Origin of the sequence: Gottfriedia sp. OAE603, from assembly GCF_040543965.1 — a bacterium.
GTDB classification, from domain to species: domain Bacteria; phylum Bacillota; class Bacilli; order Bacillales; family Bacillaceae_G; genus Gottfriedia; species Gottfriedia solisilvae.
In genome coordinates this window covers 79482-102059 of sequence record NZ_JBEUNN010000001.1, presented here as the reverse complement: position 1 = coordinate 102059, position 22578 = coordinate 79482, and the positions used below count along the sequence as shown (strand labels likewise).

18 protein-coding genes and 1 pseudogene are annotated in these 22578 nt (G+C 33.5%); 11 read left to right on the top strand and 8 right to left on the bottom strand.

Going from position 1 to position 22578, the window contains the following annotated elements; genetic code table 11:
• Positions 1 to 12: 12 nt before the first annotated feature.
• Positions 13 to 2193 (bottom strand): DNA topoisomerase III, encoded by a 2181-nt coding sequence (locus tag ABID96_RS00445; RefSeq protein WP_192603619.1) that lies wholly within the window; start codon positions 2191 to 2193, stop codon positions 13 to 15.
• Between the two features lie 279 nt (positions 2194 to 2472).
• On the opposite strand from ABID96_RS00445, the gene ABID96_RS00440 reads away from it, so the two are divergent.
• The 4 genes and pseudogenes from ABID96_RS00440 (at position 2473) to pepT (ending at position 7747) form a co-directional block, all read left to right on the top strand.
• Positions 2473 to 3657 carry a NupC/NupG family nucleoside CNT transporter gene (locus ABID96_RS00440; protein ID WP_377896498.1) on the top strand — a complete coding sequence of 395 codons (1185 nt, stop codon included), beginning with the start codon at positions 2473 to 2475 and terminating at the stop codon, positions 3655 to 3657.
• A 357-nt stretch (positions 3658 to 4014) separates the two neighbouring features.
• Positions 4015 to 5595 (top strand): Ig-like domain-containing protein, encoded by a 1581-nt coding sequence (locus tag ABID96_RS00435; protein WP_192603621.1) that lies wholly within the window; start codon positions 4015 to 4017, stop codon positions 5593 to 5595.
• Positions 5596 to 5773: 178 nt separating this feature from the next.
• Positions 5774 to 6409: a lysoplasmalogenase gene (locus ABID96_RS00430; protein ID WP_192603622.1), complete on the top strand. Its 636-nt coding sequence runs from the start codon at positions 5774 to 5776 to the stop codon at positions 6407 to 6409.
• Between the two features lie 104 nt (positions 6410 to 6513).
• A pseudogene (gene pepT, locus ABID96_RS00425) lies at positions 6514 to 7747 on the top strand (peptidase T).
• A 266-nt stretch (positions 7748 to 8013) separates the two neighbouring features.
• Here the strand turns inward: pepT and ABID96_RS00420 are convergent.
• From ABID96_RS00420 to ABID96_RS00400, 5 genes are all read right to left on the bottom strand, one after another.
• Positions 8014 to 9213: a class I SAM-dependent rRNA methyltransferase gene (locus tag ABID96_RS00420; RefSeq protein WP_192603702.1), complete on the bottom strand. Its 1200-nt coding sequence runs from the start codon at positions 9211 to 9213 to the stop codon at positions 8014 to 8016.
• 236 nt (positions 9214 to 9449) lie between these two features.
• Positions 9450 to 10172 carry a trehalose operon repressor gene (gene treR, locus ABID96_RS00415; RefSeq protein ID WP_192603624.1) on the bottom strand — a complete coding sequence of 241 codons (723 nt, stop codon included), beginning with the start codon at positions 10170 to 10172 and terminating at the stop codon, positions 9450 to 9452.
• A gap of 35 nt (positions 10173 to 10207) precedes the next feature.
• Positions 10208 to 11872, bottom strand: coding sequence for an alpha,alpha-phosphotrehalase (gene treC, locus ABID96_RS00410; RefSeq protein ID WP_192603625.1), 1665 nt, complete (start codon positions 11870 to 11872; stop codon positions 10208 to 10210).
• Positions 11873 to 11940: 68 nt separating this feature from the next.
• Positions 11941 to 13359, bottom strand: coding sequence for a PTS system trehalose-specific EIIBC component (treP, locus tag ABID96_RS00405; protein ID WP_192603626.1), 1419 nt, complete (start codon positions 13357 to 13359; stop codon positions 11941 to 11943).
• A gap of 310 nt (positions 13360 to 13669) precedes the next feature.
• Positions 13670 to 14887 (bottom strand): ROK family protein, encoded by a 1218-nt coding sequence (locus ABID96_RS00400; protein ID WP_192603627.1) that lies wholly within the window; start codon positions 14885 to 14887, stop codon positions 13670 to 13672.
• Between the two features lie 280 nt (positions 14888 to 15167).
• Here ABID96_RS00400 and ABID96_RS00395 point away from each other — a divergent pair, with 280 nt between their 5' ends.
• The 3 genes from ABID96_RS00395 to ABID96_RS00385 all read left to right on the top strand — a co-directional run bounded on the left by ABID96_RS00395 (position 15168) and on the right by ABID96_RS00385 (position 17508).
• Positions 15168 to 15986 (top strand): purine-nucleoside phosphorylase, encoded by an 819-nt coding sequence (locus ABID96_RS00395; RefSeq protein WP_192603628.1) that lies wholly within the window; start codon positions 15168 to 15170, stop codon positions 15984 to 15986.
• 68 nt (positions 15987 to 16054) lie between these two features.
• Complete coding sequence (locus ABID96_RS00390) at positions 16055 to 16963, top strand: EamA family transporter (protein ID WP_192603629.1); 909 nt, start codon at positions 16055 to 16057, stop codon at positions 16961 to 16963.
• A gap of 131 nt (positions 16964 to 17094) precedes the next feature.
• Positions 17095 to 17508 carry a CBS domain-containing protein gene (locus tag ABID96_RS00385; protein WP_192603630.1) on the top strand — a complete coding sequence of 138 codons (414 nt, stop codon included), beginning with the start codon at positions 17095 to 17097 and terminating at the stop codon, positions 17506 to 17508.
• A gap of 57 nt (positions 17509 to 17565) precedes the next feature.
• Here the strand turns inward: ABID96_RS00385 and ABID96_RS00380 are convergent, their stop codons facing one another.
• Both ABID96_RS00380 and ABID96_RS00375 read right to left on the bottom strand, forming a co-directional pair.
• Positions 17566 to 18132, bottom strand: coding sequence for a hypothetical protein (locus ABID96_RS00380; RefSeq protein ID WP_192603631.1), 567 nt, complete (start codon positions 18130 to 18132; stop codon positions 17566 to 17568).
• 9 nt (positions 18133 to 18141) lie between these two features.
• Positions 18142 to 19332, bottom strand: coding sequence for an Alp7A family actin-like protein (locus ABID96_RS00375; RefSeq protein ID WP_430510670.1), 1191 nt, complete (start codon positions 19330 to 19332; stop codon positions 18142 to 18144).
• An 861-nt stretch (positions 19333 to 20193) separates the two neighbouring features.
• Between ABID96_RS00375 and queC the strand changes: the two genes are divergently transcribed.
• From queC to queF, 4 genes are read left to right on the top strand one after another with little or no spacing between them, the layout of a single operon-like run.
• Positions 20194 to 20859, top strand: coding sequence for a 7-cyano-7-deazaguanine synthase QueC (queC, locus tag ABID96_RS00370; protein WP_192603632.1), 666 nt, complete (start codon positions 20194 to 20196; stop codon positions 20857 to 20859).
• Positions 20852 to 21328, top strand: coding sequence for a 6-carboxytetrahydropterin synthase QueD (queD, locus tag ABID96_RS00365; RefSeq protein WP_192603633.1), 477 nt, complete (start codon positions 20852 to 20854; stop codon positions 21326 to 21328). The genes queC and queD overlap by 8 nt, the downstream gene beginning before the upstream one ends.
• A complete protein-coding gene (gene queE / locus ABID96_RS00360; protein ID WP_192603634.1) occupies positions 21321 to 22037 on the top strand; it encodes a 7-carboxy-7-deazaguanine synthase QueE in 717 nt (238 codons plus the stop codon). The genes queD and queE overlap by 8 nt, the downstream gene beginning before the upstream one ends.
• Before the next feature lie 5 nt (positions 22038 to 22042).
• On the top strand, positions 22043 to 22540 hold the full coding sequence (gene queF / locus ABID96_RS00355; RefSeq protein ID WP_088001569.1) for a preQ(1) synthase: 498 nt from the start codon (positions 22043 to 22045) through the stop codon (positions 22538 to 22540).
• The last annotated feature ends 38 nt before the right edge of the window (positions 22541 to 22578 follow it).

The window sequence follows — 22578 nt, the reverse complement described above, 5'->3', positions numbered from 1 at the left end:
TTGGTATTCTGACTACTGTTTTTTTAATTTTGCCAACGCTTCTGCAAATGGATTATTAAATGGTTCATCATCTTGCTTATTTTGTTGTTTTAAATATTTTTGTACATCTTTTTTCGAAACCTTACTGTTTTTCTCTTTTGATCGTCTTTCTTTAAAAGTAGAAAGTTTTTCACGGTGACCACATGAACAAACGAATATTTGCCCTTCACCTTCTCCTCTTAGCTCTAATCGTTTGAAACAGTTTGGGCATCTACTATTTGTTGATTGTGAAATAGTCTTTCTATGTCCACAATCTCTATCTTGACATACAAGCATCTTCCCTCTTTTTCCATTGACTTCAAGCATCAGTTTTCCACAATCAGGGCATTTCGTACTGCTCATATTATCATGCTTGAATGTTTGTTCTGTTTGCTTAATTTCTTTCACAGCATTAGAAGCAAATGCAATCATGTCATTCATAAATTTGTTTTTAGATAATGTTCCTTTTGAGATTGCTTGAAGTTTTTGTTCCCACTCTGCGGTTAATGCAGGTGATTTTAATTCCTCAGGCACTAAATTTAAAAGCTGTTTCCCTTTATTTGTGATAAAAATATCCTTACCTTTTTTCTCAATTAGGAAACTACTAAATAACTTTTCAATAATATCTGCTCGTGTTGCAACAGTACCTAATCCGCCAGTTTCTCCGATTGTCTTCTTCAACTCATTACTTTCTCCAGACATGAATTGAACTGGATTCTCCATTGCACTTAATAAAGTAGCTTCATTAAAAAACGCAGGTGGTTTCGTTTGGCCCTTCGTTTCAATAAATCTAGACATTTCATAAGTCTCTTTTTGTTTAATGACTGGAAGCTTTTGCTCTTCTTTCTGATCCTTCTCTTCTTGATCTTGAAAAACTTCCTTCCAGCCAAGAGATTGTACTCTTTTTCCTTTCGCAATAAACGTTTCTTGTTCAGACTCAGCGATAACATTTGTTTGCTCATATTCAAATGGAGGAAGTAATACTGCTAAAAATCTACTGACAATTAATTCATAGATCTTATATTCTTTTGATGAAAGCTCACTAAGTATGGGTGCTTCTTCAGTTGGAATGATTGCATGATGATCAGAAACCTTTGTATCATCTACAAATGATTTATTTACTTTAATCGGCTGATTTGTAAGCTTCATAATTATTTTTCCGTACGGCTTCATATTACACGCAAGTAATCTCTCTTTTAATGTATCAACTAAATCTGAAGACAAGTAGCGAGAGTCTGTACGCGGATAAGTAACTATTTTATGATGCTCATATAGTTTTTGCATGATTGACAACGTTTCTTTAGGAGAAAAATTAAATCTTTTATTTGCCTCTCTTTGAAGCTCTGTTAAATCATACAACCCAGGTGCAAAAGTTTTTTTCTGACTAGTCGATACTTCTTTGACGATCAGTTGTTTGCCTTTCATTTTCTCTACTAGTTTCTGTAACTCATCATTCGTTTTTATTTTTGTGTCCTTCGTTTTACTGTTTTGCCACGTAAACGTTACATTATTTGCGATTACTTGTAGCCCATAATATGTTTGCGGTTTAAATGCTTTAATTTCCTTTTCTCGCTCATAAATCATAGAAAGGGTCGGAGATTGTACTCTTCCACAAGAAAGCTGAGCATTGTGCTTACATGTAAGGGCACGGGTAGCATTAATCCCAACAATCCAATCTGCTTCTGCTCTTGCTACTGCAGATTGAAATAAATTTTCATATTCTTTTCCACTTCTTAAGCTACTAAATCCCTTTTTAACCGCTTTATCTGTCGCAGAAGAAATCCACAGTCTTTTGATTGGTTTATTCACTTTAGCCATTTGTAAAATCCATCTTGCTACAAGTTCACCTTCGCGCCCCGCATCTGTAGCGATTACAATATCTGTTACATCTTTTCTTAATAATTGTGTTTTTACAGATTGAAACTGTTTACTTGTTTTTTTAATGACAATTAATTTTAATTTTTCAGGTATCATTGGTAAGTCTTCTAAATTCCAAGATTTATATTTATGGTCATACCCCTCAGGATCTGCCAATGTAACGAGATGGCCCAATGCCCACGTTACTATATACTTATTACCTTCTAAATAACCATTCCCTTTGCGATGACAGTCTAGTACCTTGGCGATATCTCTTGCAACTGAAGGTTTCTCAGCTAAAACAACCGTTTTACTCATAAATTACTCCTTAATATTTCACATTTTCTTTGTACTAACTTTATCATTTCTAAACGGATTATTCCAAACCCAATCGGTCGGTTACTTTTTTAAAGTCTACTTAGTTCTTATGTTATAAGTGATGATCTGAAGGAAATATACTTTGTCTTTATCCGCATATTTCAGTTCTTCTTCATAACTTTGTCCCTTCTAGCACATATTAACGTATATGATATTTTGGGTAATTCTAATTCATCATGTCTAAAGGTCATTTCATTTAATATGTCCAGGAGGATTTATATGAGCTATTTAATTGCGTTAGTAGGGTTGGTTGTTACGCTAGCTCTTGCATATATTGCTAGTACGAATCGGAAAATCATTAAAATTCGTCCGATTATCATAATGATTGTTGTTCAAGTTATTTTGGCCTACTTATTCTTAAAAACAGTCATTGGTATTAAAATTATTCAAGCGATTGCTAAAGTGTTCGATAAGTTACTTCTATATGCAGCCGACGGGATTAACTTTGTTTTCGGTGGGGTCGCGAATGAAGGTGCATTTGTTTTCTTCTTAAATGTACTATTACCAATTGTTTTCATTTCCGTATTAATTGGAATTCTACAATATACAAGAATATTACCTTTCATAATGAAAGGTATCGGTTTACTTTTAAGTAAAATAAATGGCATGGGAAAATTGGAATCATATAATGCCATAGCCTCCGCGATTGTCGGACAATCCGAAGTGTTTATTACAGTCAAAAAACAACTAGGTCAATTAGCGCCTCATCGTCTCTATACTTTGTGTGCCTCTGCAATGTCGACTGTTTCAATGTCTATTGTTGGTGCATATATGACAATGATTGAACCACGTTATGTCGTAACTGCCATTATATTGAACTTATTTGGTGGTTTTATTATTTCATCAATTATTAATCCTTATGAAGTATCAGATGAAGAGGATATATTGGTTGTTCAAGAAGAGGAAAAACAAACTTTTTTTGAAATGCTTGGAGAATACATTTTAGATGGATTTAAAGTTGCTATTATTGTAGCTGCAATGTTAATTGGATTTGTTGCTCTGATTTCATTAATTAATAATGTTTTTGATTTAATTTTCGGTATTACATTCCAAGAAATTCTAGGTTATGTTTTTGCACCAATCGCATTCTTAATGGGTATTCCATCATCAGATATCATCAAAGCTGGTGGCGTCATGGCTACTAAATTAGTTACAAATGAATTCGTTGCAATGGATGCATTATCAAATGTGGCCAAAAGCTTTTCTGCAAAAACGATTGGGATTATTTCAGTTTTTCTTGTTTCCTTTGCTAATTTCTCTTCAATTGGTATCATTGCCGGAGCAGTTAAAGGATTAAACGAAAAACAAGGTAATACCGTTGCACGATTTGGATTGAAGTTACTTTATGGGGCTACTTTAGTTAGTGTTTTATCAGCGATTATTGTTAGCTTGGTTCTGACATAAGTAAAATAAGTAATTTGATGACAAGCATAAAGGGACGTTTCCCTTTATGCTTTTTTTGTTTGAATTTTATCATTCATTCTCAGAATCACATTAAAAAGTTTACAACATAGAAACATCCTATGACAAAATTAGAAACATTTAAATCATATGATACATACATCAAGATTTTAGGAGAGTGATCTGGAGTAAAGAATAAATCCTATTGTGAAAATCATGAGTGAAAGAATTAATGATGGTCATTTTTAGTTGATTATTTTTTTTGCAGAAATTTGACGTTTTATAATTCTAAAAAAATAAAGGATTTAAATAGATTAAGAGCAAATTTAGTAAGTAATTCCAATTATAAGGAGAGAGACAATGACTAATAAGATCGTATCTGTACTTCTCGGAATGTTTTTATTCCTTTTACCGACTGCTAATGCTACTTCGTTCACTTCCAGTTTTACTAATAATGAGTTCTCTAAATATATAGATAATCTCACAATGAATACAACTGAAGCTGCTTACGGCCAAACAATCGATATTGGGCTAACGACGAAGAAAAATTTTGGACATATATCTTTATTCTTTTCAAATGGAACAAAAAAGAATGAAGTTACTTTTATAAAAACATCTGATAATTACTATTCTGGGAAAATAAAAATTACGAGCGACTTTGAAAAAGGAGTTTACCAACTTACATCTATGAAACTAGATGAACAAGATTTAACTATGTCAGATAAACTGATTAAATATTCAATTGTAGACTTACCTACTCCTACTATTGATAATCTGTCAAATAAGTCAACATCTATTAAGGGAGTATTTCTTCCAAATAGTGAAGTTCAGATTTTAAAGAATAATACGCTTTTGAAAACTTTATCTACAAATTCAAGTGGTGAATATTCTTATGCAGTAAAACCAATTAAGGCTGGGACGAAAATTACTGTAATTGGTTTAAGTAACAATATAGAAAGTCAATCTACTACAATATTAGTCTCTGATTTAATCGCACCATCTGTATCGTCTATTTCTGCAGTTTCTGACCAGTCACAATATATCACTGGTAAGTCAGAAGCCTATGCAAATGTTAAGGTTTATAACGGTACCAAGCTAATTGGTAAGGGTGTTGTGACTTCATATGGAAAATTTAACGTGAAAATCACTAAACAAAAAGCAAATGCTGTTCTTAAAGTCATTACAATTGATAAGAGTAACAATGAAAGTAAACCTTTATCAGTTCGTGTAATTGACCGTACAGCACCATTAGCTCCTTCGATTAAGTCTCTTAAAGAGAATGCAACGATCATTACTGGGAAAACAGAACCAAAAGCAACTGTAAAGCTATACGTTAACAATGGTTACGTTGCAAAAACAACAGCAAATAGTATTGGTACGTATTCATTTAGAGTTAACAAGTTAAATGCTTATGCTAGCATTAAAGTTACTTCTCAAGACTTAGCTGGAAATCAAAGTAAGCCTGCTATTATTGAGGTACAAAGCAATCAACCTATTTCAAATGGCCAGTTAATTATTATTAATACCCAATCTAATAAACTATCATATTACAATAAAGGAAAACTTGTTAAAACATTTAGTGTAGCAACTGGTAAATCATCAACTCCTACACCAACTGGTAAATTTAAAATCTTAAATAAAATTAAAAATCGACCTTGGTATAAAGAAAATATTCCTGGTGGTGATCCAAGAAATCCGCTTGGAAAACGTTGGATGGGATTAAGTGTGGGTGATTCTCCAGGAAACTCTTATGGAATCCACGGAAATAATAAGGAAAGCTCAATTGGAAAATCAGTTAGCAATGGTTGTATTCGTATGCACAACAGCGAGATTGCATGGCTTTTTGAACAAATTCAAACAGGCACTACTGTTATCATTGCTAAATCTTCCAACTCTAATGGGAAAATCGCTCATTCACATGGCATTTCGATTGCTTCATAAGTTGGTCGTAACATCCAGACTGTCCGGGTATGTCTCGGCAGTCTTTTTTTGTATAAAATTTGTACCATATCTTCTACAGTACTGCGCTGTACCAATCATATATTCTGATAGCATTCTATTCATTTTTCATTAATAATAATTAGTAAAAAGGAAAATTCTAGAAAGGGGCTGGTTTGTTTTGAAAAAATTTCTACCGTTATTGATTCTCGTTTTTGGCTTGCTCTATATTTTTTTCATACCTTCTGAACCAATTGGTATCAAAATTTTATTTAAATTAATTCCCATGCTGTTAATTTTGTATTTTGCTTTTTCTTTGAAGCCTGTTCATTCATCGAAGTATCGTACACTCATCATCACTGGTTTATTTTTTTGTATGATTGGTGATGGTACGTTAATTTGGTTTGTCATTGGTTTAAGTGCATTTTTAATTGGACATCTATTTTACACTGCAGGTTTTATTTCAAGCTGGAATTACTCAATGAAACGGATGTTATCTATTATCCCTATTGCCATATATGCTTTTTTAATGTGCTCCAATATAACTGCAGCGCTAATCGATAAAGGGGATCGTGGTTTAATCATTCCAGTAATTGCTTATACAATTGCTATTTCTACCATGGTATTTACTGCTATCATGACTGGGAATAAATGGGCAATTATCGGCAGCGTTTTATTTATTATCTCTGACTCTATTCTTTCGTGGGATCTATTTGTACAAACCGTTCGTTACAGTCATGAATTGATTATGATTACATACTATAGTGCGCAATTTTTAATCGCTAGAAGTATATTATCGTTAAAATCTACCGCATAATATTTTACTTTCAAATACAGAACAAACTAAAATAAACTAGTAAGCTTAGTCGTTAAACTAGTAAATGTAAGCGCATTTTTACATGTAGAAAAGGAGCTATTCAAATGAAAAATGAATTAATGAATCGTTTAATTAGTTATGCTAAAGTAGACACACAATCAAACTCAAGCAGCAATACATGCCCTTCTACACCAGGACAATTAACATTGGGACGTATGCTAGTTGAAGAATTAAAAGAAATTGGATTAGTTGACGTTACGATGGATGAAAATGGATATGTAATGGCTACTTTGCCCGCTAACTCTGAAAAGGACATTCCTACTATTGGATTTCTAGCTCACGTTGATACAGCTACTGACTTCACTGGTAAGAATGTTAACCCACAGATCGTTGAAAATTATGATGGTGAAGATATCGTTTTAAATGATTCACTGAATATTATCTTATCTCCAAAACAATCTCCTGAGCTTAGCAAGTATAAAGGACATACGTTAATCACAACGGATGGCACAACACTACTTGGCGCAGATAATAAAGCTGGTATTGCTGAAATCATGACAGCAATGGCATATTTAGTACAACATCCCGAAATAAAGCATGGTCGAATTCGTGTTGCTTTTACGCCTGATGAAGAGATTGGTAGAGGCCCCACATAAATTTGATGTGAAAGCATTTGATGCAAAGTATGCTTACACAATGGATGGTGGTCCACTAGGAGAACTTCAGTATGAAAGCTTTAATGCAGCTGGTGCGACTATAACTGTAAAAGGTAAAAGCGTTCACCCAGGCACAGCAAAAGGTAAAATGATTAATTCCACAAAAATTGCCATGGAAATTAATCAGTCACTACCAGTAGAAGAAGCCCCAGAATATACAGATGGATATGATGGTTTCTATCATTTAATCTCAATTGAAGGTGATGTTGAGGAAACGAAATTACAATACATTATCAGAGATTTCGATAAAGAAAAATTTCAACAACGAAAAGAAACATTAAACAGTATTGTTAATCGCTTAAGAGGAACTTACGGTGAAAACAGTATCTCAATAGAAATGAACGACCAGTATTACAATATGAGAGAAAAAATCGAACCAGTTAAACACGTAGTTGATATTGCTTATGAAGCGATGAAGAACTTAGATATTACACCTATTGTAGAACCAATTCGTGGAGGTACTGACGGATCTCAGCTTTCATACATGGGGCTTCCAACTCCTAATATTTTCACTGGCGGAGAAAACTACCATGGAAAGTTTGAATATATCTCAGTAGATAATATGATTAAAGCAACAAATGTCATGATTGAAGTCATTAAATTATATGAGAAAAAAGCTTAAGGCAAATCCTATAAGAATGAGAAAAAACGCATTAGTTACTACTATGCGTTTTTTTATGGTTAGCTCGGTTAAAAAAAGTTGTTGATTTCCACTCCAGGATGCTCGCTTTCCGTGGGGCGTGCGCTGAGCCTCCTCGGCGCTACGCACCTCCGGGGTCTCACCTGTCCCGCTACTCCCACAGGAGTCGAGCACCTTCCGTTCCAATCAACTTCTTAATAAATCGTCATGACTTTAGATAACTTGTTTAAAAATATTTACCTGATAGATTAAGCCTTTAACTTTTTAATAAATACTACCTTTAAATAGTTTCCTTCTTTAAAGTGCTTATTCGTTTTAAAATCATCTGGAAGTGAGCATTCCTCCATTAATTTATATTGACCACCTAATTCTTTAAAAGCAGTGTCTATAAAGCTTTTAAATTTATTCATCCCAAAGGAACTACAGTTTGTTGATGCTACAATGACTCCATTATCTTCAGTAATTGTAATTGCCTCTTTTAGAAGATCTTTATAGTCTTTTTCCGCACTGAACGTATGTTTTTTTGATCTAGCAAAGCTTGGCGGGTCTAAGATCACCATATCGAATAAAAGGTTTTTCTTAACTGCGTACTTGAAGTAATGGAATACATCTTCAACTATGATGTCTTGTGTACTTGGATCGATGTTATTTATACTAAATTGCTCTTTAGTCTTCTGTAAACTTCTATTCGCTAAATCTACACTTGTTGTTTTTTGTGCTCCACCAATCGCAGCAAATACAGAAAATGCGCCTGTGTATGAAAATGTATTGAGTACTCTTTTTCCATAAGCGTATTTATCACGTATTAACTTACGCACTTCACGCTGATCTAGAAATACGCCTACCATCGCGCCATCATTTAAATAGATTGCAAAATGAACCCCATTTTCTTTTACGATAATTGGAAATTCGCCCTTTTCTCCCGTAACAAAATCATCTTCTTCAATGTACTGACCTTTTGCGTCAAAACGTTTTTTCTGATAAATACCTTTAAATTCAACTATTTTTGTTAAAGCGTCAATGATATAGTCTTTAAATTGGTAAATGCCTTCGCTATACCAGCTAATTACATAATAGCCATCATAATAATCAATGATTAATCCGCCAATACCGTCACCTTCACCATTAAATACTCTAAAAGCAGTTGTATCGGGATTATTGTAAAAAGTGCCTCGAGTATCTATAGCAGTTTGAATCTTATCTTTAAAAAATCTTGGACCTATTTCTTCACTTTGATCGAAGCTAAGTAACCAACCTAAGCCTTTATTTTGCTTGCCGTAATAACCTTTTCCAATAAATTGATTACGTTCATCTACTAGCTTAATAACTGTTCCTTCACTCGTTAAATCTTTACTATTCATAATGGATTCTTTTGAAATAAGTGGATATCCATTCTTATAATCTTTTACAAATTTTTGTTTCACCTTTAATTGCAATTCATTTTTCATGCTTTCACCAGTTATTCTCATATTTTATCTCAGTATTTCCATAATCGATTTTAATTAAAATGGATAGTGAAAACATTTGATAATCATCGTTTTTCATAGTCTTTTCATTGCTTTATTTAGCATAGTATACACTTTCCATAAAGGCAATTTATTCCTTACCTTTCACTTAACATCTATTTTCTACTATCAAAAGAAAAACCTTGTCCAAGTGAGACAAGGTTTTAGAGATATTTACATTAGATATTCTGTTGAATACGTCTAGCGAAATCGACAAATTTAAACTTATCTGGTCTGTGACGAGATTGGCCATACTGTAAAAGTGATCCGTCATCTAAATAAACGAATGTATTCACAACAACAACCATATCATAGCCATCCAGATCTAAGTACTTTCGATCGTCCTCATTACAAGTTTGTACAACGATTTCTTTTTTTGCAAAGCCAATATTTAATGATAGTGTGTTTTCTATATAGTCAAAGATTGAGCCTTCACAAATTTCTCTTGAAAGTTTCTCTACATATTCACCGTTATAGTATTCTTTATCAAGAATAATTTTTTTCCCATCAATTTTTCTAGATCTGATTACTTTCCAGATAGATGTCTCATCATCAATTAGTAATTGTTCTTTGATAAATTTGCTGGGTTTCTTCAATTCTAGCTTTTCAACAATCGTTTCAGCTGTTCTTCCAATTTGTGCTGATAATTCTTTAAAGCTAATTAATCCAGTTACTGGAAAATTAAACTTAGCAGTATCTAAAATAAATGAACCTTTACCTTTTACCTTATTGATATAACCATTTTGTTCAAGCATTTGTAATGATTTTCTAATTGTATCTCTAGACACATCAAATTGTTCCATTAAACATTTTTCAGAAGGTATTTTACTACCAACCGAATAAATGCCTTTTTCTATCTGCTCAATTAACTTATGGTAGATAGAAATATATTTCGCATTCATATTCATCACCTAGGAAAATTTTATTATAATCTTCCTTATTTCTCAAGAAGGTAACAGATTGACTCGTAAGGACGTAAACGAATTTCATTTAAATCCAGGCTAGAATCATCATAATTCGAAATTAAAATGCTTCGTTTATAGTCGGTAATATCAATGTTGTCAGGTAAATTAAATATCGTCTCGTTTGCATAGAAATTATTAATGACGATTAGTTTTTGGTTTCCTAAATTACGTGCATAAGCAAATATATTTTCATGATCCATTATAAGTGACTCATAATCGCCTTCTGCAATAATGTCAAACTGCTTTCGTAGTTGGACAAGCTTTTTGTAATGATAAAAAACTGAATTTTGATCACTTAGCGCATTTTCTACATTTATTTCAATAAAATCCTTACCGGTAGGAATCCAAGGTGTTCCCGTTGTGAAACCAGCATGGTCTGAGTCATCCCACTGCATTGGTGTACGAGAATTATCTCTTGATTTACTTTGTAAAATATTAATTATGTCTGACTCTGATACGCCTTCGGATTTTAATATCTCATAGTAATTCAAACTTTCTACATCTCTATATTGTTCGATTTGATCGAATTTTGGATTTGGCATACCTATTTCTTCGCCTTGGTAAATATAAGGTGTTCCTCTTAATAAATGCATCGCAGTAGCAAGCATTTTTGCAGATTCTTTATGGTACTCCTGATCATTTCCAATACGGGAAACAATTCGTGGTTGATCATGGTTACACCAAAATAATGCATTCCAACCATTACCCTCTTGCATTCCTTTTTGCCATGAATCAAGAATATTTTTTAGTGCCATAAAATCGAAGTCCATTACAGACCATTTTTCTCCATCTTTATAATCTATCTTAAGATGGTGGAAATTGAATACCATTGATAATTCTTTTTGTTCTGGATTTGAGTATTGAATGCAGTGTTCAATTGAAGTAGAAGACATTTCTCCAACTGTTATAATATCTTCCGTTTTTCCGAACGTTTCTTTATTTAATTTCTTTAAATAGTCATGAATTTTTGGTCCGTCTGTATAGAATCTTCTACCATCGCCATTTTCATCATCTTCTAATTGATCTGGCTTTGAAATCAAATTAATAACATCTAAACGAAAGCCTTTGACACCTTTATCTATCCAAAAATTCACAATATCAAATACTTCCTTTTGAACCTGGACATTTTCCCAATTTAAATCTGGTTGTGTCTTATCAAAAAGATGTAGATAATATTCATTCGAACCTTCTATTTTCTCCCATGCAGAACCACCAAACTTTGAGATCCAATTCGTTGGTTCTTCTCCATGTTTACTTTCTTTAAAAATATAATAATCTTTATATTTTTTATCTCCTGCTAGCGCTTTTTGAAACCACTCATGCTCTGATGACGTATGATTAAATACCATGTCTAACATGATCTCTATGTTTCGTTCTTTTGCAGCCTGTACTAGTTCCTCAAAATCGTTCATTGACCCATAAGCAGGATCAATATTACGATAATCTGCAACGTCATAACCATTATCATTTTGCGGAGATACATAAAATGGGGTAAGCCAAATGTAGTCGACACCTAATTCTTTTAAATAATCTAGTTTTTTTGTCACGCCATTTAAGTCTCCAAAGCCATCTCCATTTGAATCATAAAAAGACTTTGGATAAATTTGGTATACAACACTGTTCTTAAAATCCTTCATTTTTAATAATCTCCTTGATTGTAAACTTTGAAAGGAAGGAAAAGTAACTTTTCCTTCCTCTTAAATAATTATGAATTTTTTACTAGCAGTTTTTTCTTGTTAAAGATAATTGTTAAAATAAATGGAATAACGATTGCAACTAACATTGCTACTGCAAACATTCCCATATGTTTTGGTTGAATAGATAGAATACCAGGTAAGCCACCTACTCCAATTGAGTTTGCCATAACGCCAGAACCAACTGAAATAATGCCAGCGATTCCAGATCCAATCATTGCTGCTAAGAATGGATAAGCATATTTTAAGTTAATACCAAACATTGCGGGTTCTGTTACACCTAAATAACAAGAAATCGCCGCTGGAATTGAAATTTGTTTTTCTTCTTCATTTTTTCTATTTAAGTAAATAATTGCTAATACTGCAGAACCTTGAGCAATATTTGATAAAGCAATCATTGGCCATAAGTTTGTTCCACCAAGCTCACTCATTAACTGTAAATCAATTGCGTTCGTCATATGGTGTAAGCCTGTAATTACTAATGGAGCATAGAAGAATCCAAATACTAAAGCAAATAACCAACCAAATGATGATGTTAATCCAGAGTAAACTACATGTGAAATTACTGAACCAACTTTCCAACCAAGTGGTCCTAAAACAACATGAGCAATTAACACTGTTGGTACAAGTGCTAAGAATGGAACAACGATCATTGAAATTGCACTTGGAACAACTTTTCTAATACTTCTCTCTAAAAATGCTAATGTAAAACCTGCTAAAATAGCCGGAATAACTTGAGCTTGATAACCAATCATGTCAATTTTAACGAAACCAAAGTCCCAGAATGGTGCTTCTGCTCCACCAGAAACTGCATATGCATTTAATAATTGTGGAGAAACAAGTGTAATCCCCAGAACGATCCCTAAAATTTGAGTTGTGCCCATTTTCTTTGTTATCGACCATGTGATACCAACAGGTAAGAAGTGGAAGATTGCTTCACCTATTAACCATAAGAATGAATGCACACCAGCCCAAAATTGTGAAGTTTCGACAATCGTTTTTGTTCCATCTTCTAGTAACTTAATATCACCAATAATATTTCGGAATCCTAAAATTAGACCCCCAACAACAATTGCAGGAATTAATGGAGAAAAAATTTCTGCTAAATGCGCAAGTACACGTTGTAACCAAGTCATGTTTTGTCTTGCTGCAACTTTTGCATCTTCCTTAGAAGATTCATCAACACCAGCCAATTCTACAAAATCATTGTAAAACATTGATACTTCGTTCCCAATAATAACTTGGAATTGACCTGCCTGTGTAAATGTTCCCTTAACTAATTTAAGATCTTGTATCTTTATCTCATCAGCTTTTTTTACATCTTTTAATACAAAACGCATACGCGTTGCACAATGTGTAACTGTTGCGATATTCTCTTTGCCACCGATATGTTGAAGTAATTGTTTTGCATCATCACTATAACGACCCATTTCAATACCCCTCCTCTTATGTTTCTCTTTTTATCTAGACCCTGTACGTACAAGATAAGTATATTCCTGTACGTACAGGAAAGCAAGCGTTTTTTTGAAAACGCTCACAAACAACTTTCATTTTTATTCAACAAAAAGTTACTTCAGTTTTTAGTGCAAATTTATTTAATGCATTATAATAAGTCAGTTATATGAGTTTTATTACTATTTATAGTTCCAAAAATATTACGTTCCATTAATGAGTGAGGATTAATAGACATAACAAAAATAGCCCGATTCCCCATTTGCATCTAAGGAACCGAGCTTTATTTTATGAAAAACTTTCTTCAGTATAAAAATCAATCACCATACAACCTGCACCCTGTGCAACGATATTGTAAGCCGTAGTTGATTTCACTATTTGAATTGGACTATTTGGGTAATGTTTCATTCTTGATCTCGCTATATCAGATGCAATATCGAAAAAAAATGGCTTTGGAACTAATGTACCTCCACAAATGACAATATCTGGTCTTAGTAAAAAAATCAGATTAGCCAGTCCTATTCCAAAATAATAAGCTGCATCCTTTAACACTTCTAAGCTTAAACGATCTTCTTGTTCTAATGCATCTAAAGTTTGGTGCAAACTAATTTCTTCTATATCTTCAACACAATCTTGAAGATGGGAAGACTCTCCCCGTTTAATACGTTTAATCACCTCTTCACGAATGGCAGGTAAACTGCTATAAGCTTGAAGACAACCATAGGACCCACATGAACAACGTTGTCCATGGACGTCAATGATCATATGACCAAATGCATCGTCCATTTCATTTTTATGACTGAGTAATCTTCCTTGTTGAACTACACCACATCTTATACTCATATCACTTGAAACAAATATAATATTATCTGTTTCTTTTCCATACTTTAATCGATATTCAGCTAAAGCAGCTAAATTTGTTCCATTATTAATGAAAACTGGACATTGATTCGTTTTCTCTAAGTAGTTTATGATATTTAAATCTTCCCACCCACCAGCAATAAATGAGTCAGAATTAATGATTGTTCCTTTTTCTGAATCGATTGGATCTAGTAATCCTATTCCAATCCCTAATAATTTTTCTCTACTAATATCATTTTGAACTAATAATTGATCAACACAGTTCGTTACAAAATTCAGAGTAAATTCTCCAGTACTTCCTTGATCCATCTTTAGTTTCTTAGTCTCTAAAATATTTAAATGTAAATCTAATAATAAAACAGTAGTATATAAATTTGTAATCTCTACTCCAATTATATAGTTCGACGTAGGATTTACTACGTACATTACGGGCTTTCTTCCACCGCTAGAGACACCTAACCCACTATCTATAATCAGTCCGGCTTGTACCAATTCGTCTAATAATCTCACACAAGTTGTATGTTTATAACCAGTTAGCTCAGTTAGTGAGCTTACTTTTATTGGACCTAGTTTTCGAATTAAGCTATATAAAAGCTTTAAACTTTTTAATTTTGGCGAATGTACTCCTACAAATTGCCTTAGCATCGTTTTCCTCCAAAGCTTTTTCATTATCAATATCTTACCCGATTTATTCTGCAAGCATCACTTACAATCAATCAACTTTTTTTATTTTATAAAATAAGTATATCTATTTTAGTCGATTGATAATAGTATTTTTTCTGAAACCACTTAACTTTTTACCAAAATGGTATTTAGTCCATTTACAATTAGGAAAAAATCATTTAGACTAATATTGAAAGAAATCATCTATTACATTAAATTTTTATGAATACAAATTATTAACTCATTCAAGGAGGAAATAAAAATGCATAAAACAGAACATATCTTAGAAACAAAAGAATTTATCCTAAACAAAACAAACTACCGCCCAACAGTTGGGTTAATCTTAGGTTCCGGATTAGGAACACTTGCAGATGAAATCGAAAATTCAGTTACAATCCCTTATAGCGAGATTCCTCACTTTGCTAAATCTGAAGCTGTCGGTCATGCTAATGAATTAGTAATCGGAGAATTAAAAGGACATGCTGTAGTCGCAATGAAAGGCCGTTTCCATTATTATGAAGGATTTACATTAGATGAAGTAACGTTCCCAGTACGCGTAATGAAAGCTCTTGGAGTTGAAAAATTAATTGTTACAAATGCATGTGGCGCAGTTAACACAAGCTTTAATCCTGGTGATTTAATGTTAATTACTGACCATATCAATCTAGTTGGAAACAACCCATTAATCGGACCAAACAACCCTGAACTTGGAACTCGTTTCCCGGATGTATCAGAAGTTTATAATAAAGAATTACGCGCGCTTGCATTAAAAGTAGCTGAAAAACAAGACGTTCAATTACAACAAGGTGTTTATGCTTGGTGGAGTGGACCTTCATATGAAACACCTGCTGAAATTCGTATGATTCGTACATTAGGTGCTGATGCTGTTGGGATGTCTACAGTACCAGAAGCAATCGTTGCTGTTCACAGTAGCATGAAAGTTCTTGGAATCTCTTGCCTAACTAACATGGCATGCGGCATTCTAGACCAACCATTAAACCATGAAGAAGTAATCGAAGTTGCAAGCATGGTACGCACTAAATTTGTAGGACTAGTAAAAGGTATTTTAGAAGAGCTTTAATTAGAAAATTAGAAGTAAAGAGGGGCTTATCCCTCTTTACTTTTTTAATTCGTAAATGAGGTGTCATTTTGAAAGGAATATTGTATATCATCATTGGATCTGCATGTTATGGAGTATTGTCTACATTCGTAAAACTAGCATATAATGATGGTTTTATTGTGAATGATGTTGTTGGGATTCAAATGTTTGTTGGGGCTATTTTATTGTGGTCTATTGTTCTTATAAATAAGTTTCTTAAAAAGAAGTCGACTACTCAGACATATGTAAAGCCTGCAAAAAAAGATATATTATTATTAACTGTATTAGGATCGACTACTGGATTAACAGGAATGTTTTATTATTTGTCTCTTCAATATATCACAGCCTCGTTTGCTATTGTATTACTTTTTCAATTTACTTGGATCGGCGTTTTCTTAGAAGCATTGCTTAACCGAAAATTTCCCGAGAAAGGAAAGGTACTCTCCCTAATCCCATTAATAATTGGAACTCTTTTTGCAACAAATGTCTTTTCGACCGGTATCCAGCAAATAAACATCCTAGGCTTACTTTTTGGGTTGTTATCTGCCATTTCATATTCTATATTCGTTCTCTTAAGTGGAAGAGTTGCAGTACAAACTAACCCTGTTACAAAAACTGCTCTTATGATTACAGGCGGTTTTATAATATGTGCCCTTTTTCTCCCTCCTAACTTTTTTAGTGACGGAAAATTTTTTGTTGAAATCACATTAAAATACGGCATCATTCTAGGTTTTTTAGGTCCATTCTTCTCTACATTTATGTTTTCAAAAGGCGTGCCATTAACTGGGTCTGGCTTAGCATCTATTTTAGGAGCGACAGAACTACCGACCGCTGTTTTGATGTCAGCGCTTGTGTTAAGAGAATCAATTGGTACGGCACAATATATAGGCGTTTTCTTAATTTTAGCTGGTATTGCCCTTCCAGAATTATTAAAGAAAAAATCATTACAGACAGCTTAAAAAACACTTATTGTTGAGTATTTTTAATAAAACTTAGCCGCACGTTTTTTACTCAGTATTATTTATATAGTATATTTCTGACCATTTCCCAAATAATATCTTTGTTACAGTCTTAATGGAGGTGTTTTAAAATGAAAGTCAGAGACGTTATGTCAAGCAATGTAGAAAGCTGCTCTAATCAAGATTCATTACAAGCAGTTGCAAGCAAAATGGAATCTTTAAATGTAGGTGCAATACCAGTTGTTGAGAACGGTCAAGTAGTCGGTATGATTACGGACCGCGACTTGGCACTACGTGGTATTGGACAAAATGGAAACGGACATGCTTCTCAAGTCATGTCTAATAACATCGTAACAATTGATGCAGATGCTAATCTTCAAGAAGCTTCTAGCTTAATGGCGCAACACCAAATTAGAAGATTACCTGTTGTTGAAAACGGAAGTCTTGTAGGCATGCTCTCTCTAGGGGACTTGGCCGTTCAAGATCAATCAGATGAAAGTGCTGGGGAAGCTTTATCACAAATTTCTCAAAATGATGTGCAATAAGTTAAGTTGAAAAAGCAAAAGGAACCGTAGTAATACTTTCGGTTCCTTTTGTATTATTTATTTATTCATTTGTGCAAGAAAGTCACCTAGAAGGTCATCCAAATCTTCTTTCTCATTTTTATGTTTTGTCTGCTCTATCTCCTGCTCACTCTCCCATGTAAAGTCGTCTATATCAATACCTCGTACATCTCTTGGATTATCCTCATCCGATTTATTTTCACTTGGAATTGACTTCCACTCTAATTTAGCAGCTGCAATTTCATCATTCTGTTCATACGTATATATCGCACCACTATTTAATGAGGTCAGCAATGATACAGTCCTGATTGGATCTGATAATAGTTGATAGACAATACTTCCAAGTAACGCTTCAGACTGTTCATGCTTTAACCAGTCTCTTTGGGCTTTATTTAATCGATTTGGAAGTGGGATTGTAATCGTCTCTTTTTGTATCGAGATTTCATCGTTCACTCCTCTCAAAGTGAACTCGGCAATTTTACTTGAGAAATTTCTTCTTTCACTTTCCTTTAAGCTTTGTAAATGTTTCAAAATGTGATTAGGTGTATCAGAAGGGATACGAAATGTAATAGGTTGTCCTCTCGTTAACTCTTTTTCCTTCTTCATAAAGTCACCTTACTTTGTCTTTGCCATTTTTTGTTCTTCACTTTGTTTTTCCCTCTGATTTCTTCTTGAAAAATCAGCTATTAGCTTGTAATAGGCATTAACCATCATCCAAATACTTTCTTTTTCATCTTCAAAGAAATCAATTTGATAGCCATCGAGGTTATTATTTAACGCGACTAAATAATCTTTTAAGATAATTGATCCTCCACCAATAAAATAGCAAATTTCTGTTTGAGAGTTCCTCTGCCACATATTTCGTAAATGACGGTATTGTTTTTTCGCTAATTCTAATAGAATTCTATCAACAATGTCATGAACGCTTGTCCTACTTCCCTTCACCATAATATGGTTCCGGTCACTTTTCTTCGTTATGATTTCGACAACATCTCTTCTACTATCTAACTCTATGCCATATTTTGAACGTATTTCCTCACGTATCTGCTCAAGAGATTCTGAAACACCTAGGTTAAATCCTTGTGCTTTATCGTCATCTACTTTCCTATTTTTTATGACTGCGATATCAGTAGACAGCCCTCCGATATCTTGAATGAGGATTCTTTTATCAATTAGTTCTTTATTAATAATATTTAAATGCTGGTCCATTACTAAATTAATATAAGCTGCAAATCCTTCAGGATAGATTTTCACTTCTTCAAACTTAATATTAATTTTCAGTCCTTGATACTTGGGTGTTACTAGAAACTCAACTTGGTGTACCGAGCTTAGTAAACGAGAACGATATGCAACGTCCTTCCCTTCCTTCACCTCTCTTAACGGAAGGCCTGTCCCCAATGTATAAGTAGCCTCAATCACTTGATTTGACCGTTTAAAGTTTTGTTTATTCTCCTCTCTAGCAGCATCTAGTGCTAGTGCAGCGAATAACATAATTAAGGTTTGATCTTCTTCTGATTTATTACTACCTGGATCTAGCTCCGTAGCATTATTGCTTTTTGTTGCTAAGTATCCAACACGATAAATAGAATTATTATCTTTCAGAGTCGGTGAATGTACTCGAATATGTATGCCATCGTTTGGATCTTGATTATTCAATTCTTCTACACCAATTATTGGGCGATCTTCAATATCTCTCGCAACAATATTAGGAATATTAATTTCATGTTCCATCTTTCCGAATATGCCTTTAAGTGAATCATTACCTACATCAATTGCAGCAATACGAGCGTTTACCAAATAAATCATCCCTTTCACCATGTTTTTTTACAGATAATTAATTTAATTCTGACTAAAAGGTTATCTGAGTTTATTTTAAGGGTCAATCATACTCTCTTAACTAACATGAAAATGTAAACTAGACGATTTATTTGTCATCTTGTATACAAAACCGTAAACTCATTTAAATGAAAGCATGTATATAGATTTGTATACTTGTAAACATGCATACGTTTATGTGTACAACCGTTTACAATTTGTATACTTGTTTACAAAAATGTATACAGTGTAGATTATTCTAATGAATAGACCAAACTTCTTTTATGATTACTTTTAGTTATGCTTTTTTCATATCCACTGTTGATATTTATGATTGCCTTAGTTGATTACAACTCCAGTTCGCTCTCTTTTTTGTGGGGCTAAGATTGAGCCTCGTGTCCACACGATGTGGATCATGCATGCATTACGACAGAACTTCGTGTTTTAACATGGCTACCTTACTTGCCTTACGGGTCTTTAGCCTTTCCTCAATCTCTCACTGGAGTCTTGCACCTTCCGTTGTAATCAACTCCTTTCTTATTTGGTTTAAACTCTGAATGCAACAATCTTATAGATAAAAACACTTAGTTACGTTTTGTAATTTTTTACTTTTCTAGAAAAGTTTTTGTTCTTTTCTCTTTAAACTATTATAATAGTAATTGTGATTGTACTTCTTACGTACAATTGTTAATAGATAATTTAATACAAATCCATAAGTAAATTACTTATGGTAGAGGTCGCAAACTCCCCTCTACAAAAAAATAAGGCGAAAAACAATATTTGTCGTATTGTTTTTATTTTTGTTATTCGGGATGCCCTCTTCTTTTTAAACACGTAAAGGAGAGAAGAAATATGAAAAATGAAAAAGCAATCGTTGTATTTAGCGGTGGCCAAGATAGTACGACTTGTTTATTTTGGGCAATGCAGCAATTTAAAGAAGTTGAGGCTGTTACTTTTAACTATAATCAACGTCATAAATTAGAGTTAGATGTCGCTGCAGATATTTGTAAGGAATTAAACATTCCCCACCATATACTTGATATGTCTTTATTAAATCAACTTGCACCAAATGCTTTAACGAGATCAGATATTGATATTACACATGAAGAAGGCGAATTACCTTCGACATTTGTTGATGGTCGTAATCTACTATTCTTGTCTTTTGCAGCTGTTCTAGCAAAACAAAAAGGCGCAAGACATATCATTACAGGTGTTTGTGAGACTGACTTTAGCGGCTATCCAGACTGCCGTGATATCTTTGTTAAATCATTAAATGTAACACTTAACCTATCAATGGATTATCCATTTGTGATCCATACACCACTTATGTGGATTGATAAAGCTGAGACGTGGAAATTAGCTGATGACTTAAATGCATTCGAATTCGTTAGAAATAAAACATTAACTTGTTATAATGGCATCATTTCTGATGGTTGTGGTGAATGCCCTGCTTGCGAGCTTCGTAAAGCTGGATTAGATCGTTATTTAGAAATGAAAGGAGCCTCTGAGCATGTTTGATTTTCGCATAGTTGAGAGACTCCATAAAATAGATGAACATATAAAAAAAGAAGACTTAAAATACCATCATAAACGTGTACTTGTAAATAAAGAATTTACTTTTGATGCCGCACATCACTTACATTGCTATGAAGGAAAATGTAAAAATTTACACGGTCACACATATAAAGTCATTTTTGGTATTAGTGGTTTTGTCGATGATATTGGATTAGTGATTGATTTTGGTGATATTAAAGAGATTTGGAAAGAAAAAATCGAAATTTATTTAGATCATCGTTACTTAAATGAAATGCTTCCTCCAATGAATACAACAGCTGAAAACATGGTCGTTTGGATCTTTCAGCAAATGGAAAATGCTTTAAAAGATGAAACGAATCCAGCACAAGACATTAGAGTAGAGTTTGTTCGTTTATATGAAACGCCTACAAGCTACGCAGAAGCTCGTAGGGAGTGGATGATTAATGAGTAAAATTCCTGTACTTGAAATATTTGGCCCTACTGTACAAGGTGAAGGTATGGCAATTGGACAGAAAACAATGTTTATTCGTACAGCTGGATGTGATTATTCATGTAGCTGGTGTGATTCATCCTTCACTTGGGATGGTAGTGAGAAAGAGAATATTAATTGGATGACTGCCGAGGATGTATGGAATCGTTTAGTAGAGTTAGGCGGAGATACCTTCTCACATATTACGATTTCAGGTGGTAACCCTGCCCTTCTTCCCTCTCTAGGACCTATCGTCGACTTCTTAAAAGATAAGCAGATGACGTTGGCGCTTGAGACACAGGGGAGCAAATGGCAAACATGGTTACCTTTAATAGACGAAGTGACTTTATCACCAAAACCACCAAGTAGTGGTATGAATACTGATTTTGATGTATTAACAAACATTATTCAACAACTTGAACATCATCCAAAAACTTGCTTAAAAGTAGTTATTTTTGATGAAAAGGATTTAGCTTTCGCAGAAACTGTTCATCAAAAGTATCCTCAAATCCCGTTTTTTCTACAAGTAGGAAATAGCTGGTTAAACGCAGATGATGAATCTTTATTACAACACATGTTAAATCGTTATGAGTGGCTTATAGATGAAACAATGAAATCAAAAGTGTTTAAAAATGTAAAGGTTTTACCTCAATTACATGCATTTGTATGGGGAAATAAGAGAGGAGTTTAACAAAAATGGTAGGAAGATCAAAAGGTACTTTAGAAGACGTATCGTTATTAGGGAGTAATAATACTAAATATTTATTTGAATATGATCCAGGAATTTTAGAAACATTTGATAATACTCACCCTGACCGAGATTATTTCGTTAAGTTTAATTTCCCAGAATTTACTTCACTTTGCCCAAAAACTGGTCAACCAGATTTTGCAACAATTTATATTAGCTATATTCCAGAACAAAAAATGGTAGAAAGTAAATCATTAAAACTTTATTTCTTTAGCTTCCGTAATCATGGTGACTTCCACGAAGATTGCATGAATATCATTATGGATGACTTAATTAAATTAATGGACCCACGTTATATCGAAGTTTGGGGCAAGTTCACACCTCGTGGTGGAATCTCAATTGACCCTTATTGTAACTATGGTCGTCCTGGTACAAAATATGAAAAGATGGCTGAACATCGTATGATGAACCATGATTTATACCCAGAAAAGATCGATAATCGCTAATTAGATTAATCTCTCTTTACTATAACTAGATTAATATA